Genomic DNA, 18,872 nt, shown 5'->3' on the forward strand with positions numbered 1-18,872 from the left:
GCTTTGAGGCTTGCCTTTGATGCTTACTTCAGTGCCTTGTAGCGCATGCGCTTGGGCTTGGCGCCTTCTTCGCCCAGACGCTTTTTCTTATCGGCTTCGTACTCCTGGTAGTTGCCGTCGAAATACACCCACTGCGAATCGCCTTCGGCGGCCAGGATGTGCGTGGCGATGCGGTCGAGGAACCAGCGATCGTGGGAGATCACCAGCACCGTGCCCGCGTACTCCAGCAGCGCATCTTCCAGCGCGCGCAGGGTTTCCACGTCCAGGTCGTTGGAGGGTTCGTCCAGCAGCAGCACGTTGCCGCCCTGGATCAGCGTCTTGGCCAGGTGCAGGCGGCCGCGCTCGCCGCCGGAGAGGTTGCCGACCTTCTTTTGCTGGTCCTGTCCGTTGAAGTTGAAGCGGCCTGCGTAGGCGCGCGAGGCCATCTGGAACTTGCCGACGTTGATGATGTCCAGCCCGCCCGAGATGTCTTCCCACACCGTCTTGTCGTTGGCCAGCGCGTCACGCGTCTGCTCCACATAGGCCATCTTGACCGTCTGGCCCACGATGACTTCGCCGGAATCGGCCTGCTCGCGCCCCGCGATCAGCTTGAACAGCGTGGACTTGCCGGCGCCGTTGGGGCCGATGATGCCGACGATGGCGCCAGCGGGGATGTTCATGGTCAGGTTGTCGATGAGCACGCGGTCGCCAAAGCTCTTGGTGACGTTGTTGAACTCGATGACCTGGGTGCCCAGGCGCTCGGCCACAGGAATGAAGATTTCCTGGGTTTCATTGCGCTTTTGGTATTCGAAATCGCTCAGTTCCTCGAAGCGCGCGATACGGGCCTTGGACTTGGCCTGGCGGCCCTTGGCGTTCTGGCGAACCCACTCCAGTTCCTTCTTCAGGGCCTTGGCACGGGCTTCCTCGCCCTTTTGCTCGGACTCCAGGCGGTTTTGCTTCTGGATCAGCCACTCGGAGTAGTTGCCCTTGTAGGGAATGCCGTGGCCACGGTCCAGTTCCAGGATCCACTCGGCAGCGTTGTCCAGGAAGTAGCGATCGTGGGTGATGGCCACCACGGTGCCGGTGAAGCGGTGCAGGAACTGCTCCAGCCATTCCACGGACTCGGCGTCCAAGTGGTTGGTGGGCTCGTCCAGCAGCAGCATGTCGGGCTTGGACAGCAGCAGCTTGCACAGCGCCACGCGGCGCTTCTCGCCGCCGGACAGCTTGCCGATCACGGCGTCCCAGGCCGGCAGGCGCAGGGCGTCGGCGGCGATCTCCAGCTGGTGCTCGGAGTCGGTGCCGGCAGCGGCGATCTTGGCTTCCAGCTCGCCTTGCTCGGCAGCCAGCGCGTCGAAGTCGGCGTCGGGCTCGGCGTAGGCGGCGTAGATTTCATCGAGGCGCGCGCGGGCCGCGTTGACTTCGGCCATGGCCTCTTCCACAGCCTGGCGCACCGTGTGCTCTGGATTGAGCTGAGGCTCCTGCGGCAGATAGCCGATGGACAGGCCCTGCATGGGCAGCGCCTCGCCTTCGAATTCCTTGTCCACCCCGGCCATGATCTTGAGCAGCGAGGACTTGCCAGAGCCGTTCAGACCCAGCACGCCGATCTTGGCGCCCGGGAAAAAGCTGAGAGAGATATCCTTCAAGATCTGCCGCTTGGGCGGCACGGTCTTGGTGAGGTGGTTCATCGAAAAAACGTATTGAGCCATTCTGGTCCGAGTACTTGAATCGTTGATTTCTGCAAAAACCGGGCAACAAATCGGTTGCACGCCAGCCGTGATTATCGGCGCATGCGACAATACCCTGCGTTGCGGGTTCCAGTTGCCCGTGACATCAGCATTCCAGCTGGGGACGATGGACGCTGTTTTCCAGGCTCCCGACATTGAACCTCATCCGCCTACGACTGGTCCGGCAACCGCCCTGGTTGCCTCGGCAGGCTGATACCCAGCGCCCCGGACGGGCGCATCTTTGATCACATGACATTTGAAGAACTGAATCTGGCTCCCGCCATTCTGAAGGCCGTGCTTGAGGAGGGTTACGAGAACCCGACTCCCATCCAGGCACAGGCCATTCCGGCGGTGCTCGCCGGCCACGACCTGCTGGCAGGCGCCCAGACCGGCACCGGCAAGACCGCGGCCTTCACCCTGCCCATGCTGCACCGCCTCTCGCAAGGCCAGGTGCCGCGCAACAAGTTCGGCGGCAAGGGCATCCGCGCCCTGGTGCTGACGCCCACGCGTGAACTCGCAGCGCAGGTCGAGGAATCGGTGCGCAGCTACGCGAAGTACCTGGACATCAACTCCACCGTCATCTTCGGCGGCGTGGGCATGAAGCCCCAGATCGACCGCATCAAGAAGGGCGTGGACATCCTGGTCGCCACGCCGGGCCGCCTGCTGGATCTGCAGCAGCAAGGCTTCATGGACCTGTCCACCGTCGAAGTCCTGGTGCTCGACGAAGCCGACCGCATGCTGGACATGGGCTTCATCCACGACGTCAAGAAGGTGCTGGCCCTGGTGCCCAAGGAAAAGCAAAGCCTGCTGTTCTCGGCCACCTTCAGCGACGAGATCCGCGACCTGGCCAACGGCCTGCTGCGCAATCCGCAGTCCATCCAGGTCACGCCCAGCAACACCACCGTGCAGCGCATCACCCAGGTGATCCACCCCGTGGGCCGCGGCAAGAAAAAGCAGGTGCTGCTGCACATCATCAACGAGAACAACTGGAGCCAGGTTCTGGTGTTCACGCGCACCAAGTTCGGCGCCAACAACGTTGCCGAATTCCTGACCAAGAACAACATCAGCGCCATGGCGCTGCACGGCAACAAGAGCCAGAGCGCACGCACCCAGGCACTGGCCGGCTTCAAGACCGGCGAGCTGCGCGCACTGGTGGCCACCGACATCGCTGCACGCGGCATCGACATCGATGAGCTGCCGCACGTCGTGAACTACGAGATCCCCAACGTCTCCGAAGACTACGTGCACCGCATCGGCCGCACGGGCCGTGCCGGGCGCGAAGGCCATGCCGTCAGCCTCGTGTGCATGGACGAAGAAGGCTTCATGATGGACATCGAGCGCTTCACCAAGCAGGAAATCCCCGTGCAGGTGCTCGAAGGCTTCGGCCCGGAAGAAGGCGAAGTGGCCGAACCCATCGCCATGGGCCGCCAGACCATCTGGGGCGGCGCGGGCAAGCCGCCCAGCCGTGACGTCATGCAGGCCGCCGCCAAGGCTGCGCGCCAGGAAATGATGGACCGCATCCGCACCAACAAGGCTGCCCAGCCCGACCGCGGCGGTCGTGCAGGCGGCCGTGGCCAGGCAGCACCCAAGGCAGGCTCGGACGAAGGCCGCTCCGAAGGCCGCTCCGAAGGCAGCGCAGGCGGCCAGGGCCGTGGCCGCAACCACGCCGGCGCAGGCGCCAACAACAAGCCGCGCCGCGACCGCTTCGACGGTCCGGGCAACGGCTCCGGCGCTGCTCACCGCCCCAAGGCAGGTCCCCAGAACGCCCCCCGTCGCGGCCCGCGTCCTGACGGCGAAGGCGGCGGTGGCCGTCGCTTCGACGACCAGCCCCCGCGCGCTGACGCCCACCTGGGCACGCAGCTCGGCCATGCACGCAGCAGCGGACCGCGCGGCGGCGCCGGCGGCGGCCAACCCGACCCGATGCGCACCAGCGTGGACACCATGGCCGAACGCGGCCGCCGCGGCGGCGGTGGTTTCAACCGCGGTGGCGGCGGCGGCGGTGGTGGCTTCGGCGGCGGTGGCCGTGGCGGCTCCTCGCGCGGCGGCTACGGTCGCTGACCTGCACTGAATACCCGGCGTGCCAGGCGGCATGCCGGGCATTGCACCAGCCCAAAGGGCTGCATCTCCCCGGGGCTGCAGCCCTTTTGCATTGCACAGATTGCGCCTTCAGCCGACAGCGCGCCGCAAGCCTGCATGGCTATCATCCCGATAGCATTGCGGCCTGCGGCGACTGAAGGCCGCACCCCTTTTCCCGGATTCCCCAAGATTCCCCACGACTGGTTCCTCAAGGCCACGCCATGACACTGCTGACTCCACCCGCCATACCCTCCAGCCAGCGCCCCGATCCGGAGCTGCCACAGGGCCGGCTGCGGTGGTCGGCCCTGGCATGCACCGCACTGCTGGCCGCCTGCTCCAGCACGCCGCTGCCGCCCTGGCCCACGTCCTCCAAGCCCCAGGTGGCCACGCCCACCCGCCCGGCCCCGGAAATACCCGTGGTGCCCCAGGCGACAACGCAGCCGATCGCACCGGCCAACAACCTCGTCCCCCTGCCCTACAACGCGGCCGTGGCGGCGCGCTTCCCCGACCCGGCCACGCGCTATGACACGCCCGGCCTGGCGCCGCAGCGCAACCAGTTCACCACGGCCAGCGAACTGTCTTCCTGGCTGAACAGCCAGGCCAGCAAATCCCTGGGCCGCGACACGCGCCTGGGAATCGTGCAGCCCGGCAGCTCGCAGCGCGGCAGCCCCATCCAGGCCCTGGTGGCCACGCGCGCTCCCGGCATCCAGCCGTCGGCGCTGTATGACAGCCGCCGCCCCACGGTCATGCTCGTGGCCGGCCAGCATGGCGACGAGCCTGCAGGGACCGAGGCATTGCTCATCATTGCCCGCGAACTCGCTCCCGGCGGCCTGCTGGAGCCGCTGCTGCAGCAGATCAACGTGATCCTCGTGCCGCGCGCCAACCCCGATGCCGTGGAAGCCGGCACGCGCAATGCAGCCGATGGCACCGACATCGCCCATGACCACCTGCTCCTGAACACGCCGGAGGCCAAGGCCCTGGCCACGCTGGCACGCGACTACCGCCCCGTCGCCGTGGTGGACCTGCAGGAATTCCCGGCCGCCAGCATCTTCCTGCAGAAGTACCAGGCCATACAGCGCTACGACGCCCTGCTGCAGTATTCGGCCACGGCCAACCAGAATGAATTCGTGACCAAGGCTGCGCGCGAGTGGTACACGGCACCGCTGCGCACCGCGCTGTCGCAGGCCGGCCTGAGCAGCGACTGGTACTACACCACCAGCCAGGAGCTGCAGGACAAGTCCATCTCCATGGGCAGCCTGGCGCCCGATTCGCTGCGCAACATCAGCGGACTCAAGAACTCGGTGGGCTATCTGGTCAGCAGCCGTGGCTCGGACCTGGGCCGCGCCCACATCCAGCGGCGCGTGCACACCCTGGTCACCGCCGCCACACGCATGCTGCATTCGAGCGCCGAGCGCGCCAAGGACCTCACCCAGGTGCAGGCCTTCGTGGCGCGCGAGACCGCCTCTCTCGCCTGCCACCAGCAACTCGCCGTCCAGGCCGAGCAGACGCCCGAGCAGCGCACGCTCACCATGATCCAGCCCGACACGGGTGCCGACCAGCAGGTGCGCGTGGACTGGAACGCCTCCCTGCAGGCCCGCACCACGCTGTCGCGCCCGCGCTCCTGCGGCTACTGGCTGTCCGCCAGCGCCCAGACCGCCGTGGACAGGCTGCGCCTGCTGGGCCTGCAAGTGCTCAAGGTGGCCGAGCCCGGCCAGCTGCTGGCCGACTCGTACAACGAGGCCCGCTCGGCCACGCCCGCCAGCGGCGCCTATGCGCTCACGCGCGGCGCCGTCGAAGCACCCGTGGGCAGCTACTACCTGTCGATGAACCAGCCCATGGCCAATATTGCCGCTGCGGCGCTGGAGCCCGACACGCCCTACAGCTACCTCGCACGCGGCCTGGTGCCCACGCTGAGCGACATGGCGCGCGTGATGGCCCCCCCTTCGGTGGTGTTCGAGGAAGAAGAAGACGCCGAATGACGGCAAGGGCGCCAGGGCACGCCGCCAAGCCCTGAGCGCCCGCCCATTGCGGGTATGATCCGCGCTGGCCCGTCAGCGGCCATACCTGCCCGTAGCTCAACCGGATAGAGCAATTGCCTTCTAAGCAATAGGTCGGGGGTTCGAGTCCCTCCGGGCAGGCCATTCTGGCATCCCACGAAGTTCAAAGAAGTCCAAGAATCCGCGCTGATTCTGGGCTTCAGGGGCATCTGGCGTGCAAAGTCGTCCAACGGCATCCGGTGACATCCAGGATTTTTGTTGGTATGGTTGTTGGTATCCCGTGCACCTGGCACGCAAGATACCAACACGACCAGAATGCCTCTGACAGACACCTTCATCAAAGCCCTCAGACACGACCCCAGCAAGAGCGCTGGATCGAAGCACTCCGATGGGCACGGCTTGTACCTGCACGTGAAGGAATCTGGCAAGTACTGGCGCATGGCGTACCGCTTTGCAGGCAAGCAGAAGACGCTTGCACTAGGGGTGTATCCCGCTGTAGGACTCGCCCAGGCCCGCCGTCGCCGCGATGAAGCCAGAGAACAGCTCGCATCCAGCATCGACCCCAGCCTTGCAAAGCAAGTCCAGAAGCTTGCCCTCGCCCATGCCCAGGAGAGCACTTTTGAGGCTGTGGCGCGTGAATTCCATGGTGTCAAGTGCAGCGCATGGAGCGACACCTACGCAGAGAAGTGGCTGCGCAACATGTCCAAGGATCTGTTCCCGCATGTGGGCCGCATGTTGCTTCCTGAGATTACCCCTCCCCTGCTGCTCAGCGTGCTCCGCAAGGTCGAAAAACGAGGCGCACGCGAAACCGCCCACACGCTTCGCCAGACAGCAGGGCAGGTGTTTCGCTACGGCATCCAGACGGGACGATGTGAGCGCAACCCTGTCTCTGATCTGCAAGGTGCTCTTGAGCCAATCGTGGTGAAACACATGGCAGCAGTTCTCGAGCCAAGCAAAGCTGGAGAGCTTCTACGTTCAATAGACGAGTACAGGGGGCAGCCCACTACCAAGGCAGCTCTGCAGCTGTCAGCTCTTCTATTTCAACGCCCAGGCAACATCCGCTCCATGGAATGGGCGTGGATTGATGCTGAGCAAGCGATGCTTACTATCCCGTCAATGAGCATGAAGAGAACCAGATCCCAGAAGCTCAACGGACGGCCTCACCTGGTACCCCTAGCTGGCCAAGCCCTCGAAATCCTGGAGGAGATTCGTCCACTTACAGGCCATGGGAAGTATGTCTTCCCAAGCTTGCTTAGCGGTGAGCGGCCGATGAGCGAAAACACCGTCAATACCGCACTTCGCCGCCTGGGCTACAGCGGGGACGAGATGACAGCTCATGGATTCAGAGCAATGGCCCGCACCCTGCTTGCAGAGCGTCTTCCAGGGATAGCATCCGACGTAGTGGAGGCGCAACTAGCCCATGGAAAGGCGGGGCCTCTTGGCGCAGCATATGACCGTGCAGAGTACATGGAGCAAAGGCGCTCACTCATGCAGACATGGGCAGGCTATCTTGACCAACTGCGGCAGCAGGGAGAGTCTTCACCATCGCAGTAAGCGCATCTGTCACAGCCTCTCACTCTCCACCCGAATTGACTCGGTTGCGCGGCGACTCCAGTGGCAAGCCTTTTGGCGGGCAAGAAGTGCTAGACCACCAAGCATGAGCGGTTCCGTAGCCAGCTCCACCAGGTCGGCAGGAGTGCGACACTCCGGCAAAGGTCATGACCTGGTTTGCCAGTCACGTGATACGACTTCGATGAAGTCTTTGGACTCGCAAGCCCCCATTCAAACCCACTTCACACGCCGCCAAATTTGTGCTACGGTACTGACCGCGAGGATGAATTCAGCATCGTTCAAGTTGCTTCATCCTATTCGGCGCACGCACACAGCCTCGCCTGACCTCTTACGGAGGCCAAGCCAGGAGACTGCGGTTTTATTTAGGGTTGTGCCGGTCCTTGCAAGGAGCCCGCTGCTAGCACGAGCTATAGCGGGAAGATTTACCTTGCCTTGGACCAAAATATGGCCGTCACCCGCCGCATCATCCGCCTGCCTGAACTTGTCAGCCTTATCGGCCGCAGCCGTTCGAGTGTCTACGACATTCTGAACCCTCGTTCACCCCGTCATATCTCGGATTTTCCTCGGCCTGTACGCCTTGGGAATACGCCACGCAGTGCAATTGGCTGGCATCTTGACGAAGTTTTGACTTGGCTCGACTCTCGTCAGCGTACACCCACAAATCAGCTCTTGCACTAGGAGTCATCGGCGATCTCAATGATTGACCGATCGAAGATTAACGACCCACTTACATCGATTAAAAGACGAAGGTGGATACGCGCTCGATTTATTGAAATCCAAAATGACAAAATACATCATTGATGCAGCAATGCGTGCCTTCGAAGAAAAATATAGCACTCAGCAAAATAAATATTTTTCTAATGAAATAGAATTTTATGGACGTCAGAAGCCAATTTTTACAAAGCACCGGGCGACAGAATTCGAAGTTTCGGCATCAATTCCTGACGGAATCTATCCCGACCTTGCAGTCCAGCTGGTGGCAATCACTCATTTGGCTATCCATCTTTGCAAACGCAAGACAATGCCGTACCGCGTCCGGCGCGAGCAAGCTCGAATCAGCTCTGGCCATGCAAATCTCTACACACCTCGCACCGACTTCGAATTTCACTTCGAGGCCTTGCACCTATTCATAAGCAAAAACCACTCATGTGACTCCTTGTTGAAACGTGCCAATGTATTGCATCCAGCCACTTTTGAGTTAATTAAATTAAGCACTAAAATATATACATGCAAACTCTTGCCTAAGCACCAGAGCTGGGAAGAGGACCAGGTATTGAGTCCGGAGCAAAGTCGACGCAACCTCATTTCGCAAAAAATGAGCGAATGGTCTTTTTTACCATCCAACAAAAATTCTATAAAATTTTGGAATGACAAGCACGTTGCGTGCGCGGAAGATTTTCTAGAAAAATGGACCGATCACGCAAAAAAATATAAATGTTTTATACTGAGAGCGGACCTAATCTACAGTTCCCCATTCCAGATAACCAAAGGCTTTGGCACTCCATCTCACCACGCCGTCCGGGAAAACGTTACGGATTTTTTAGAGGCGATGCGTCGCAATCCAAAATTCCGTGACGCCAAGTTTCTTTTGTCGCCCTACTCGGACATGAACGGACAGTGGCAGCTGCCACTGGTGGCGCTCATCCCAGGCACTGATAGAAACCGCCCAGCAGCCACCATGGAAATTCAAAATACTTGGGAATCTATCGCATCCGTGACTGGCAAAAGCCTGGAGTCGCAAATGCGAAATTTCGAAGGTGAATATCGTTTCATCTCGCATGACCAGAACATGTTCGACAATGTTGAACAGCAAATTTTCCAGGCTTCCATTTACCATTTTCATACCAAAATTATTGCGGATACTTGCATTGACACTGTATCCACGCAGCAAGACTTCGGAACCCACTAGTCAAAACGTTTAAATCTGACAAAGACGTTCACAACACTCCTCGCAATCATTTAAATATCTTTACGACATCATGTGCGCACGTCTTATTCGGCTCTTCAATGAAAATTATGGTAAAAAAAGAGCGATCCACTCCGCCACTCCAAAAGGAAAACCTGACTTTTTTCCTGACGATGAAGATTTCGTAGAGGAATTCCTGGAGCAGCGTTGGATTCTTGATATCTCTACCGACGATAGCGTCCAAAACAGCCATGAAAATAATGCAATGGCAAACCCACATAACCCCTGGGCTCCAGAACTGATAAGAGCATTGGTACAAGCCGAGCAGTTCATGCGCTCATCTGTTAGCTCACTTGAGCTGCTGAGGTCTGTTGAGCCTGACACGAGAATCTTTAGTCGGCCATCGGATCCGGCCTTGGACTGGGTACGACATGCTCTTGATATGGCAATGCGTATTCAGCAGTTGTTCATAGAAAACAAAATTCTACGCAATTCCATCATGAATCCAGGCCTCCACCCACCACCAGCACTGGCGAAGTTCTTGGAGTTGATATTTCTAATCCTATCCACATATCACCTCTGGGACGGAAGACGTGATAACCATTGGATCTGGCCCGACATCCAGACCTCAGATTACAATCAAGACTGGCACAATCACTTCCCCTATGTCGATCTCGTGCGAGAGTTGGAGGAAATTCAGCAACTTCTCGATAAGCAGAACTCTGCCCGTGACCGACTTCGCAATGCCAACTTTGCGACCTCCTGCAACTTGGTTAATGAAGCCTTCGCTATTTCCTCCAAGGTATTAGCCATCCGAATTGACCTGGGATACGCCAGAGGAAAATCCTCTTGCCTTATAGATAACATAAGTAGTCATCAAGACAAGCCCATATTCAACATAGATAAATTCCTATCACATCTGAGCATCTTTTTAGGTGTCATGAACAAGTCCTATGGGAATAGCCGACTGGCTTACATTTTGAAGATTGAATATGGAATCTCTAAAGGATACCACGCTCACATACTCCTTCTGCTGAATGGACAAAAGCATCAAAAGGACATTAGCATAGCCCACAAACTTGGTAAATCCTGGGCCAAAGATATAACACAGGGACTTGGAGTCTACTGGAACTGCAATGCAAACAAACTCCGATATCGGAAAGATGCAATTGGCATGATCAATAGAACGGATGAACAAAAAAAGGAATATTTAAAAAAATACGTGCTTACCTATCTGGTAAAGCATGATATTCCTCTAGAAATGCTGCGCGAAAAAACTTTCAGAAAATTCAGAGCCAGCCACAGAAGACTTAAATAGTTATCTATAATAAATACCTATTACAGTACCAAGGCTCGTCGGCTTCTCCAAAAATGACGATGCAGTGATCCACTCGACGCATCCAACAAGCTGCTCTGTCCTTTACTCGTAGTCTCACCGCCCTTGGCGCAGAGAAATCAGTGCAGATGGCCAGCAGCTGCGTAGGATCGATGAAATCCTCCAGTAGGGCTATCGAGTCCCTCCACCTCTGGCGGCAGCCAGTTCTTGCCCCGGTTCACCAAACAGCGTCTACAATTTCACCGCGGGGACTTGAGCGGTCTCCCCGCGACCAAGGGCGGCTTACGCCCCAAGTACTGCTCCTGTTGATGGGTTCTCACACCCAGATAGGAGCTCGACTTGAATTCCTCACCTCTTTCCGCACCTCCAAGCTCCCAGCCTGTACCGGTTTACACGCTGTGGAATCTCGTACGCTACATGCTGGGTCTCGGAACCTGGGGCTTTGGCGGGCCCGTCGCCCTGGTGGGCTACATGTACCGGGACCTTGTGGAGCGACGCCAGTGGATCTCTGAAGGTGACTACAAGGAGGGAATGGCCCTGGCCCAACTCATGCCAGGTCCGTTGGCGGCTCAGTTGGCCATCTACCTGGGATTCGTCCACTACCGGGCCTGGGGCGCGACGCTGGTGGGCCTGGCATTTGTCTTGCCTTCGTTCTTCATGGTCCTGGCCTTGGGCGTCGCCTATCGTGCCTACGGCAGCCTGGCCTGGATGCAGGCCGTGTTTTACGGCGTGGGCGCTGCCGTGATAGGGATCATTGCGCTGAGCGCTTACAAGCTCACCACCAAGAACCTGGGCAAGGACAAGTTGCTGTGGGTCATCTTCCTCGTGAGTGCGGCAGTGACGGTCATCACGAAGTCTGAGGTGATCTGGGTGTTTCTGGGAGCCGGCATCCTTGTCTGGCTCTGGCGCAGCCCGCCGACATGGGCATCAGGACGAGGGCTGAACAGTGTCGCCGGCCCAGTCGCCGGGCTGTTCGCGTTGAGCACGGTGGACTGGCACAAATTGGCGCAGATTGGTGCGTACTTCGCCTATGCGGGCAGCTTCGTTTTCGGTAGCGGCCTGGCCATCGTGCCGTTCCTGTACGGTGGCGTCGTGAAGGAGTATGCATGGTTGACCGACCAGCAGTTCGTGGATGCGGTAGCCGTTGCCATGATCACCCCAGGCCCGGTGGTCATCACGACTGGCTTCATCGGCTTCCTGGTTGCAGGATTCTGGGGTGCTGTGACGGCAGCGCTTGCCACATTTCTGCCCTGCTACCTGTTTACCGTTCTTCCTGCCCCGTACTTTCAGAAGTACGGCAAGCGGCCGTCGATCGTCGCCTTCGTTGACGGTGTGACAGCCGCCGCCATTGGTGCAATCTCAGGAGCGGTGATCGTTATTGGCCAGCGCTCCATATCGGATTGGCTCACCGCAATTTTGGCAATTTCTGCCGCCTCGGTCCTGTGGAAGTTCAAGAAGATTCCCGAACCCTTGGTCGTTGTGGTGGCCGCTCTGATCGGGCTGGTTGCTTATCCCAATCTCAGGTAGCTCCATGTACTGAAATTTGCAGACTGGCCGCGGCCACTGTTTTGCAGTCGACTGCGGCTAGAAGTCTGCTGCAAACCGGCCTCAACCGGCTCGAGCTCGTTTTTCCTGCTACGGCATCTGTGTTGCCAGTAACGGGCTGCCGATGGCCAAGCAGGTTGCGAGCGAGGGGTGAGCGATCGTAGGCGAGTCTTTCGGTGGAACGCATGCGACACACCGGCCATGAATGGAAAAATCAACCCGATGTCCGACATGACCCAGTTTCGAGAGCGTGTCCAGAATCTGATCAGCGGCTTCCTTGGTGCCTTCACTAGCCTCCAGCAAGTTGAAGTGACGACGGCATGCATCGCACTCGAAACGCAGCAAAGACATGCCCGGTTGTGCAGACCGCAGGCTGAAGCGCCATGTCCGATCCACATCGTCACTGCGCTTTTCCAGCACCTCGGCTGCAACCAGGCGCTCCAGCCACCGGTATAACGTCACCCGATTGACTGACACGCCGCGCTGAGCCAACGCTTGCTCGAACTCTGTGTGCGTCAGCGCTAGCTCAGGCTGTTCCAACAAGACCCCCAGCATGGCAGCGGCGGACGGCTTGTACCGCACTCCCGCTCGCGCCAGAAGATCATTTGCGGGAGTGACGATGCGTTTCGATCGTTTGACCATAAAAAAATTTGAATAGAGCGACTAATCGCAAGAGCACTGTTGATCCATAGACCTTTTTACTAAAATTAGATACCCAGAGATCTCATACACCCGTCTTCAGCCGTTAAATTGAATTGGACATCAATATTTATCTTCAATGACTCCACCTTATAAGGCATGCTGCAGAAGAATTTCGCAGCAGATATTTCTACCGAAAGATCTACTTCATATCAGATAGGAGCTGTCCGATTTCGACATATTCGTCTATTGCCTGCCTCATGGCCAATTCTGTTCTGATGGAGTTGTCAACAAACACGGCCCTTTCCTTGTCAAGGTCTACGGTATTTCCATCAAGTGAAGGTTGATCCACCGTGCGATAGACCAAATCGAACTCATTCCCCGTCCTGAATTTTTCACTGGAAATATGCGATGCGCTGGTCTCTTTTAATGGCATCATTTCAAGCGCACTCCGCTCCAAGGCTGACTTGAAATCGACATCTTTAGCCTGATAACCCGGGGTGTCTGCATTTGCAATATTACTTGCCAACACCGCAAGCCTTTGAATTCTGGCTTTCAGTGCAACATCCTCAAATCTCATCTCGCTCATGAACGTCTCCCATGAAAGATAGTCTGGGTAATCAAGAATTGAGCTCTGACACTTCCTCTAGACCTTTAAGGCACTGGTCATGCCTTGACGCATACCGCAGGAAGGTGCATTCTTTTTTTCATATCTATAGAAAAAATTAGGTTCCGAGACGATAAAAATTTCGCCGCCAGGCGCCAAAGCAAGGCCTTCCGCCTGTGGAATGGTACGCTTAAGGCCATTGAAACCGGTCCACAGCGGCAAAATACCCAATGGCAGTCCCTCAGGGCTGTATTCGGTAAGTATTGCCGATTCATCACTCAACAGAAAATAATTCCCTGAAACCCTGTCTTTTTCTATTGAAGCAAGATCACTAATGAACAGGCCTGACCAACCGGATGCCTGCCATTCATGTATCTCACCTGTAGGCGAAGAAGAAAACCTTTCTTGATCGATCATCTGAATGCGGATCGGCCACTTTTCGAACCCTACCAAGACATGCCTGTCTTCTCTATCCCAAGCCAGTGCCTCTACTCCCAAATTGGGATGGATTCGACGTGCAGAAAGAACCAAGCCGTTGTCTGCATCTACGCCATTTTTTTGTCCTTCAGGTATCTCTATATAGTGCAGCCTCCCCGTGCGCTCATCGGAGATTAAATATAAATTATCACTTATATAAGCAATGCCTTCTACATCAGAGACGCCATGAATAGGCATGCTGCGCAGCACTTCTCCATCGGTGCTAAGTTCAATGACGCGAGCAGGTGTATTCACAGTGGCGTACAACGTCCCACTGCCAGTGTTGTAGGTCAAACCTGATAGATTCCTTGACACCCCTTCAATTTTTCGCGCTTGCACAACGGCCTGATAGCCCGATAGCCATAGGGACACACGGCAGGCTTCCGGGGTCAACCAGGCGATCTGAAACCAGTTATATGCGAGCGATGGAAGGCGAAAATAGAACATCGATGCCACCATGAATACCAGCATCGATGCATTCAGGCATTTCTTCCATTTTTGACGAGCATACTTGCTCACGACTGAATCCATTCCGAACTAAGACGTGCTGGTGCAGGATAGTATCTTTTAAAAATCTCTGTCGCAGTGAGGGCAACCATCGCCAGGAAAAACAAGCAATGAATAACAGTGGTTGCACCGCAGATGCTGACCACATTTTCCACAAACCATTTTCCTATAGGAATTGGGATGCTTGCATTTTGGACAGGCGTAGCCAACTTCACCATAATAGTCTGACGATTCATTTCTCAAGATCTTTAAACCCCTTATTTTTCCAAGGAAAACTACAGAGGTCTTTACCCTTGTGACTGCTTTAGAAATTACTTCTCTTAGCATAACAACTCCAGAATTTCGCCATCAAATTCTCCCCGCTTTTACGAACTAATCTCATGCCGCAGCTTAGTGTTCTCCAAGCAACGAGATAACGGAAAAAATCATGAATACACCGGAAGCCATCCATAAAAACTGCCCTATGGATTCCTTGGGACTCTTCTGAATTTTCAGTCTAGGAACGATATCCGCCAGCGCGACATAGGTGAAAGAGCTCGATGCCAAAGCCAGCAGCAAAGGGAGCCACGGGTCAAGTACGCCCGACAGGGCATAGGCAGCGAGTCCACCGACGATGGTGAAGGCACCGGCGCATGCCACTTTGGCTGTCGAACGAATCGGGCTATTGCCAAATTGCCGTACCACGGACAGGTCGCCGATGTGATGCGGTATTTCGTGGAGCATGACCGCTGTGGTGGCTGTCATGCCTAATTGCGGGTCGATCAGAAAGGCCGAGGCGATCAGCACGCCATCGGCAAATGCATGGATACCATCGGCGAAAATCAGGCTCCAAACGCTTGTATGTTTGCTATTTTTCGCGTGTTCAGCCTTGCATCGAATTTTTTCGCCACCATGCTCGTGGGCGTGATGCCATAACTCAAGGCGTTCAAGCACGATGCATACAACAAGGCCAACCAGAAAAACGGTGAAGATCGTCCGACTGCTGAACGCGCCCTCCAACGCCTCGGGCATGAGATTAAGGAACGCGGTGGACAGCAGTGCGCCGGCGGCAAAACTCAGCATTCTTTCCGCATTTCTGGAGAATCTTGAGCGCAAAATGCCGTCGGCTATCAGCACACTCCCCACCCCCGCCAGGAATGTGCCCATAAAAATGGCTGGAAATAGATTCATCGTTAAAGCCCCCCGTTACAGGGGGCAATGGATTACATACGTTTCAGAGAACCATATTCACCGGCGGTACGCAGTTTCATGGTAACTGCCGTTTGACCGCGATTCCTCCAGTACCAGCCATGACTGCCTTTGAAAGCGGCTGTGAGGGTGCCCTTATCAGACGGCACGCCCTTGCCTTTTTCATAGCTGACAGAGCGGCCTGGCGCATCGCCATGGGCATCGAAATTAACGCCGCCACCCTCGGCAATCCAGTGGTAGGAGGCTTTGGCGCCTTGGTCCATGTTGAGCTTGTATTCGACGCCCTCGCCAGGCTGTAGCGTGAAGGTGACCTCATCCTTCCAGACAGGCTGGGACGGCTCCTGCTGCGCACTCACGGCGGCAGCGGTGTCGTGGTTATGGGCGTACCGATCCGTTGTAGCCGAAGCCGTGACAGCAGGGACCACGGGCTGCGGCGCCGCAGCTTGGGCCTTGGCCACATCCTGCTGGCGATCTGCCTCGGCCTCTTGCGCCAGTTGATTTTTGATCTTGCCCATGTCCGTCAATTTGAGAACGCGGCCAATACCGGTAGGATCAATCGCATATTCAGCAGGCAATACGACGGTGACCAGGATGACGACTGCAGCAATTGCAGCAATGACGGTCGATTTCACGAGTTGTTGGCTCGAAGGCAATTCGGTGATGGTAGGAACGGTATTCATAGTGATCAAACAGGGGTTGCGACAAAAAGGCCGACGGCTTGGTAGCCAAAAAGAATGAAGCCAGCCGACATCATGGCGACATTCACGGTGTAGGCATGCTTGGAAAAAGCCTGAGTTCTTCTCCAAAAACCCATTGCAATCAGAATTGCACCCAATGCCAGTAGTTGCCCCATTTCGACGCCAACGTTGAAGGACAACAGGTTCGGCACCAGTCCATCTCTGGACATGTCGTATTCCTGGATCTTGGTGGCAAGACCAAATCCGTGGCAAAGACCGAAGATCAAGGTTGCCACCTTGGTGTTGGGTTGGAATCCGAGCCACTGCCTCAACGCGCCCAGATTGTCGAGCGCCTTATAGACCACAGACAGGCCGATGATGGCATCGATGAAGTAGCTGCTGACGCCAATGTCAAAGTAGACGCCGAGCAGCATCGTGGTGGAATGTCCGATGGCGAACAGGCTGACATACAGGCCGACATCTTTCAGCCTGTATAAATAGAAGATCACCCCAAACAGGAAAAGGATGTGGTCATAGCCCGTCACCATATGCTTGGCGCCCAGGTAGGTAAAAGGCATGATGTTCACGCCAGATATCTCCTGGATGTAACCCTTGTCTCCTTCGGTGACCGCGTGCGCCCACACCTCGGCAGGCATGGCGAGCAATGAGAATATGGCGATTAAAAATAGAAAGGCAAACAGCGGCCTTTCCTTTGCAAAACGCAAAAGCGAATAATTCAAAATTTTCCCCTACAAGTTTGATTTATTTATGCATATGAATGCACTAATCTAGGTCATACCCAGAACTTTGGGGGACGTTCCAGTCTGTCGGCGGCTAAATCGTAGTGATGCCTGGATGCTATGGCGTAGTGCGCAAAAAGCAGCGCACGATGCCGCCATATGGGAACGACAAACGGATACGGTGTTTCGTGCGAATGGTCGTTGGCACTATGTTGGGTGCTTTTTTGCTCTTTTTCCGCCACCGAAGATGAATCGTCCACATGATCATCGTCAACGGGACTTTGATGCAAATGCAAGACATGACTACCAATCGGAGAATCATCCTGCATCATCGAAAAGAGAATCAGCCCATGGGACGCGAAAGATCCCAAGGTAGACATCATCATCCCCAGGAAAACCAGGACGATCGCGATCCATTTCAATGGCCGGCCTTCTCGCGGATATTTTGCAAAATTCCCTGGCACGGAGCGAACCAATTCTTCAAGAAACAGAGGACTTCCAGCGAAAGGAAGTTTTCTTATATCCACGACGAGATACGAGATGCGCCGAATATCGCTCAGTGAGCGTCGGGCCAGCGTGGATGCAGATCGTCAATGGCAAACACATGACTGTGCTTGCGCTTTCCAAGCGGCACGCCTTCCTTCAGATGCTGGTCCCATGCCGGATCCTCCGGATGCTCATGCCCGATCTCATCTTCGTCGTCTTGCGGCCACAGCTTCCACGCGAGCGCCACGCCGATGACGGTGACAACGGCCAGCGCGGCGAAGGCAGCGGGCATGCCAAATCTGGCGCCCAGTTGGCCCGCCAGGGGATAGGTGATCAGCCAGCAGGCATGCGACAGCGAAAACTGCGCGGCGAATACCGCAGGACGGTCTTCGGCCGCGGCCGAGCGCCGCAGCAGTCGCCCACTGGGCGTGAGCGTCATTGAGTAGCCAAGGCCGATGATGAACCACAGCATGAGGAATGCGGGCCATTCGTAGCCTGCCCCCGTGGTGGAGACCAGCAGTCCGGCCAACAGGCCGGCGCCCATGAGGCTTGCGCCGAAAAGCATGGCGGGCCGGTCGGGCCGCTTTTCCAGGATCTTTGGCAGCCACAGTGCCATCAGCATCGATCCCCCGCCAAAGGCTGCCAGCGCGAACGGTACATCGGTGCTCGGCCGCTGAAGTTTGCTCTGGACATAGACCACGGTGTTGACGATCACCATGGCGCTGGCCGCTGCCGCAGCCAGATTCAGGGCGAGCAGGCCGCGCAAGCGTGGCGTGCGCAGATAGATGGACATCCCTCGGAAGGTTTTGGCGTAGATGCCGCCACGCACCACCACCGCCTTGGCCTGGGGCAGCGTGACCGATACCACCAAGATGGCCGAACAGAGAAAGCCCACCACGGTGCCGGCGAAAAGCCCGTGGAAGGAAATCACGGTCAGCAGCGCCGCGGCGAGCATCGGGCTCAGCAGGCTTTCCATGTCATAGGCCAGCCGGGACAGGGAGAGCGCGCGCGTGTAGTCCTTTTCTTCGGGCAGGACGTCCGGAATCGTCGCCTGGAACGTGGGGGTGAAGGCTGCCGAAGCGGACTGCAATAGGAAGATGAGGAGGTAGACCTGCCACACCTCGCTGACGAAGGGCAGTGAAACCGCCACCGCTGCGCGCACCAGGTCCATCGCGACCAGGAAGGCGCGCCGCGGCAGACGGTTGGCGAAAGCACCCACGACCGGCGCGATGCCCACATAGGCCACCATCTTGATGGCCAGCGCAGTGCCCAGAACGCTGCCCGCATTGGGGCCGGCGATGTCATAGGCGAGCAAACCCAGCGCCACGGTCGCGAGCCCAGTTCCGACCAGCGCAATGACTTGCGCCAGGAACAGGTGGCGGTAGGTACGGTTGGCTAATACTTCCAGCATCAGTG

General features: G+C 57.2%; 17 protein-coding genes and 1 tRNA gene. 9 read left to right on the top strand and 9 right to left on the bottom strand.

All coding sequences use genetic code 11. The features are described 5' to 3' along the window. Positions 1 to 23 precede the first annotated feature (23 nt). Positions 24 to 1,685: an energy-dependent translational throttle protein EttA gene (gene ettA / locus U6958_RS21885; RefSeq protein ID WP_016449924.1), complete on the bottom strand. Its 1,662-nt coding sequence runs from the start codon at positions 1,683 to 1,685 to the stop codon at positions 24 to 26. A 267-nt stretch (positions 1,686 to 1,952) separates the two neighbouring features. Here ettA and U6958_RS21890 point away from each other — a divergent pair, with 267 nt between their 5' ends. From U6958_RS21890 to U6958_RS21925, 8 genes are all read left to right on the top strand, one after another. Continuing rightward, on the top strand, positions 1,953 to 3,761 hold the full coding sequence (locus tag U6958_RS21890) for a DEAD/DEAH box helicase (RefSeq protein WP_074923404.1): 1,809 nt from the start codon (positions 1,953 to 1,955) through the stop codon (positions 3,759 to 3,761). Between the two features lie 239 nt (positions 3,762 to 4,000). Further along, on the top strand, positions 4,001 to 5,758 hold the full coding sequence (locus tag U6958_RS21895) for a M14 family metallocarboxypeptidase (RefSeq protein WP_017404579.1): 1,758 nt from the start codon (positions 4,001 to 4,003) through the stop codon (positions 5,756 to 5,758). Positions 5,759 to 5,843: 85 nt separating this feature from the next. Next, a tRNA-Arg gene (locus tag U6958_RS21900) sits at positions 5,844 to 5,920 on the top strand. A gap of 171 nt (positions 5,921 to 6,091) precedes the next feature. After that, on the top strand, positions 6,092 to 7,330 hold the full coding sequence (locus tag U6958_RS21905) for a phage integrase central domain-containing protein (RefSeq protein WP_074923405.1): 1,239 nt from the start codon (positions 6,092 to 6,094) through the stop codon (positions 7,328 to 7,330). A gap of 462 nt (positions 7,331 to 7,792) precedes the next feature. Beyond that, positions 7,793 to 8,026, top strand: coding sequence for an AlpA family transcriptional regulator (locus U6958_RS21910; RefSeq protein WP_074923406.1), 234 nt, complete (start codon positions 7,793 to 7,795; stop codon positions 8,024 to 8,026). Between the two features lie 103 nt (positions 8,027 to 8,129). After that, positions 8,130 to 9,257 (top strand): hypothetical protein, encoded by a 1,128-nt coding sequence (locus U6958_RS21915; protein WP_143044661.1) that lies wholly within the window; start codon positions 8,130 to 8,132, stop codon positions 9,255 to 9,257. Positions 9,258 to 9,327: 70 nt separating this feature from the next. Further along, positions 9,328 to 10,572, top strand: a complete 1,245-nt coding sequence (locus U6958_RS21920; protein ID WP_083393662.1) for an inovirus-type Gp2 protein — start codon at positions 9,328 to 9,330, stop codon at positions 10,570 to 10,572. Between the two features lie 357 nt (positions 10,573 to 10,929). After that, complete coding sequence (locus U6958_RS21925; RefSeq protein ID WP_074923409.1) at positions 10,930 to 12,117, top strand: chromate transporter; 1,188 nt, start codon at positions 10,930 to 10,932, stop codon at positions 12,115 to 12,117. Between the two features lie 108 nt (positions 12,118 to 12,225). Here U6958_RS21925 and U6958_RS21930 read toward each other — a convergent pair whose 3' ends face one another. The 7 genes from U6958_RS21930 to U6958_RS21960 all read right to left on the bottom strand — a co-directional run bounded on the left by U6958_RS21930 (position 12,226) and on the right by U6958_RS21960 (position 16,886). Continuing rightward, positions 12,226 to 12,777, bottom strand: a complete 552-nt coding sequence (locus tag U6958_RS21930; RefSeq protein WP_143044662.1) for a Fur family transcriptional regulator — start codon at positions 12,775 to 12,777, stop codon at positions 12,226 to 12,228. A 199-nt stretch (positions 12,778 to 12,976) separates the two neighbouring features. Beyond that, complete coding sequence (gene flgB / locus U6958_RS21935; RefSeq protein WP_074923411.1) at positions 12,977 to 13,363, bottom strand: flagellar basal body rod protein FlgB; 387 nt, start codon at positions 13,361 to 13,363, stop codon at positions 12,977 to 12,979. Between the two features lie 57 nt (positions 13,364 to 13,420). After that, the gene (locus tag U6958_RS21940) at positions 13,421 to 14,377 is read right to left on the bottom strand and encodes an SdiA-regulated domain-containing protein (protein ID WP_167368425.1); all 957 of its coding nucleotides are present in this window, start codon (positions 14,375 to 14,377) and stop codon (positions 13,421 to 13,423) included. Next, entirely contained in the window at positions 14,374 to 14,601 is a 228-nt protein-coding gene (locus tag U6958_RS21945; protein ID WP_143044663.1) for a hypothetical protein, read from the bottom strand. Before U6958_RS21945 ends, U6958_RS21940 begins: the two co-directional genes overlap by 4 nt. 154 nt (positions 14,602 to 14,755) lie before the next feature. Beyond that, complete coding sequence (locus U6958_RS21950) at positions 14,756 to 15,535, bottom strand: ZIP family metal transporter (protein ID WP_074923413.1); 780 nt, start codon at positions 15,533 to 15,535, stop codon at positions 14,756 to 14,758. A gap of 32 nt (positions 15,536 to 15,567) precedes the next feature. Then, positions 15,568 to 16,233: a transmembrane anchor protein gene (locus U6958_RS21955; protein WP_074923431.1), complete on the bottom strand. Its 666-nt coding sequence runs from the start codon at positions 16,231 to 16,233 to the stop codon at positions 15,568 to 15,570. A 5-nt stretch (positions 16,234 to 16,238) separates the two neighbouring features. Beyond that, positions 16,239 to 16,886 (bottom strand): HupE/UreJ family protein, encoded by a 648-nt coding sequence (locus U6958_RS21960; protein WP_080945296.1) that lies wholly within the window; start codon positions 16,884 to 16,886, stop codon positions 16,239 to 16,241. A gap of 344 nt (positions 16,887 to 17,230) precedes the next feature. On the opposite strand from U6958_RS21960, the gene U6958_RS21965 reads away from it, so the two are divergent. Beyond that, a complete protein-coding gene (locus U6958_RS21965; RefSeq protein WP_143044664.1) occupies positions 17,231 to 17,533 on the top strand; it encodes a hypothetical protein in 303 nt (100 codons plus the stop codon). Here the strand turns inward: U6958_RS21965 and U6958_RS21970 are convergent. After that, positions 17,527 to 18,867: an MFS transporter gene (locus U6958_RS21970; RefSeq protein ID WP_074923415.1), complete on the bottom strand. Its 1,341-nt coding sequence runs from the start codon at positions 18,865 to 18,867 to the stop codon at positions 17,527 to 17,529. The genes U6958_RS21965 and U6958_RS21970 overlap by 7 nt on opposite strands. Positions 18,868 to 18,872: the final 5 nt, after the last annotated feature.

Origin of the sequence: Delftia lacustris, assembly GCF_040267515.1 — a bacterium.
GTDB classification, from domain to species: domain Bacteria; phylum Pseudomonadota; class Gammaproteobacteria; order Burkholderiales; family Burkholderiaceae_C; genus Comamonas; species Comamonas tsuruhatensis.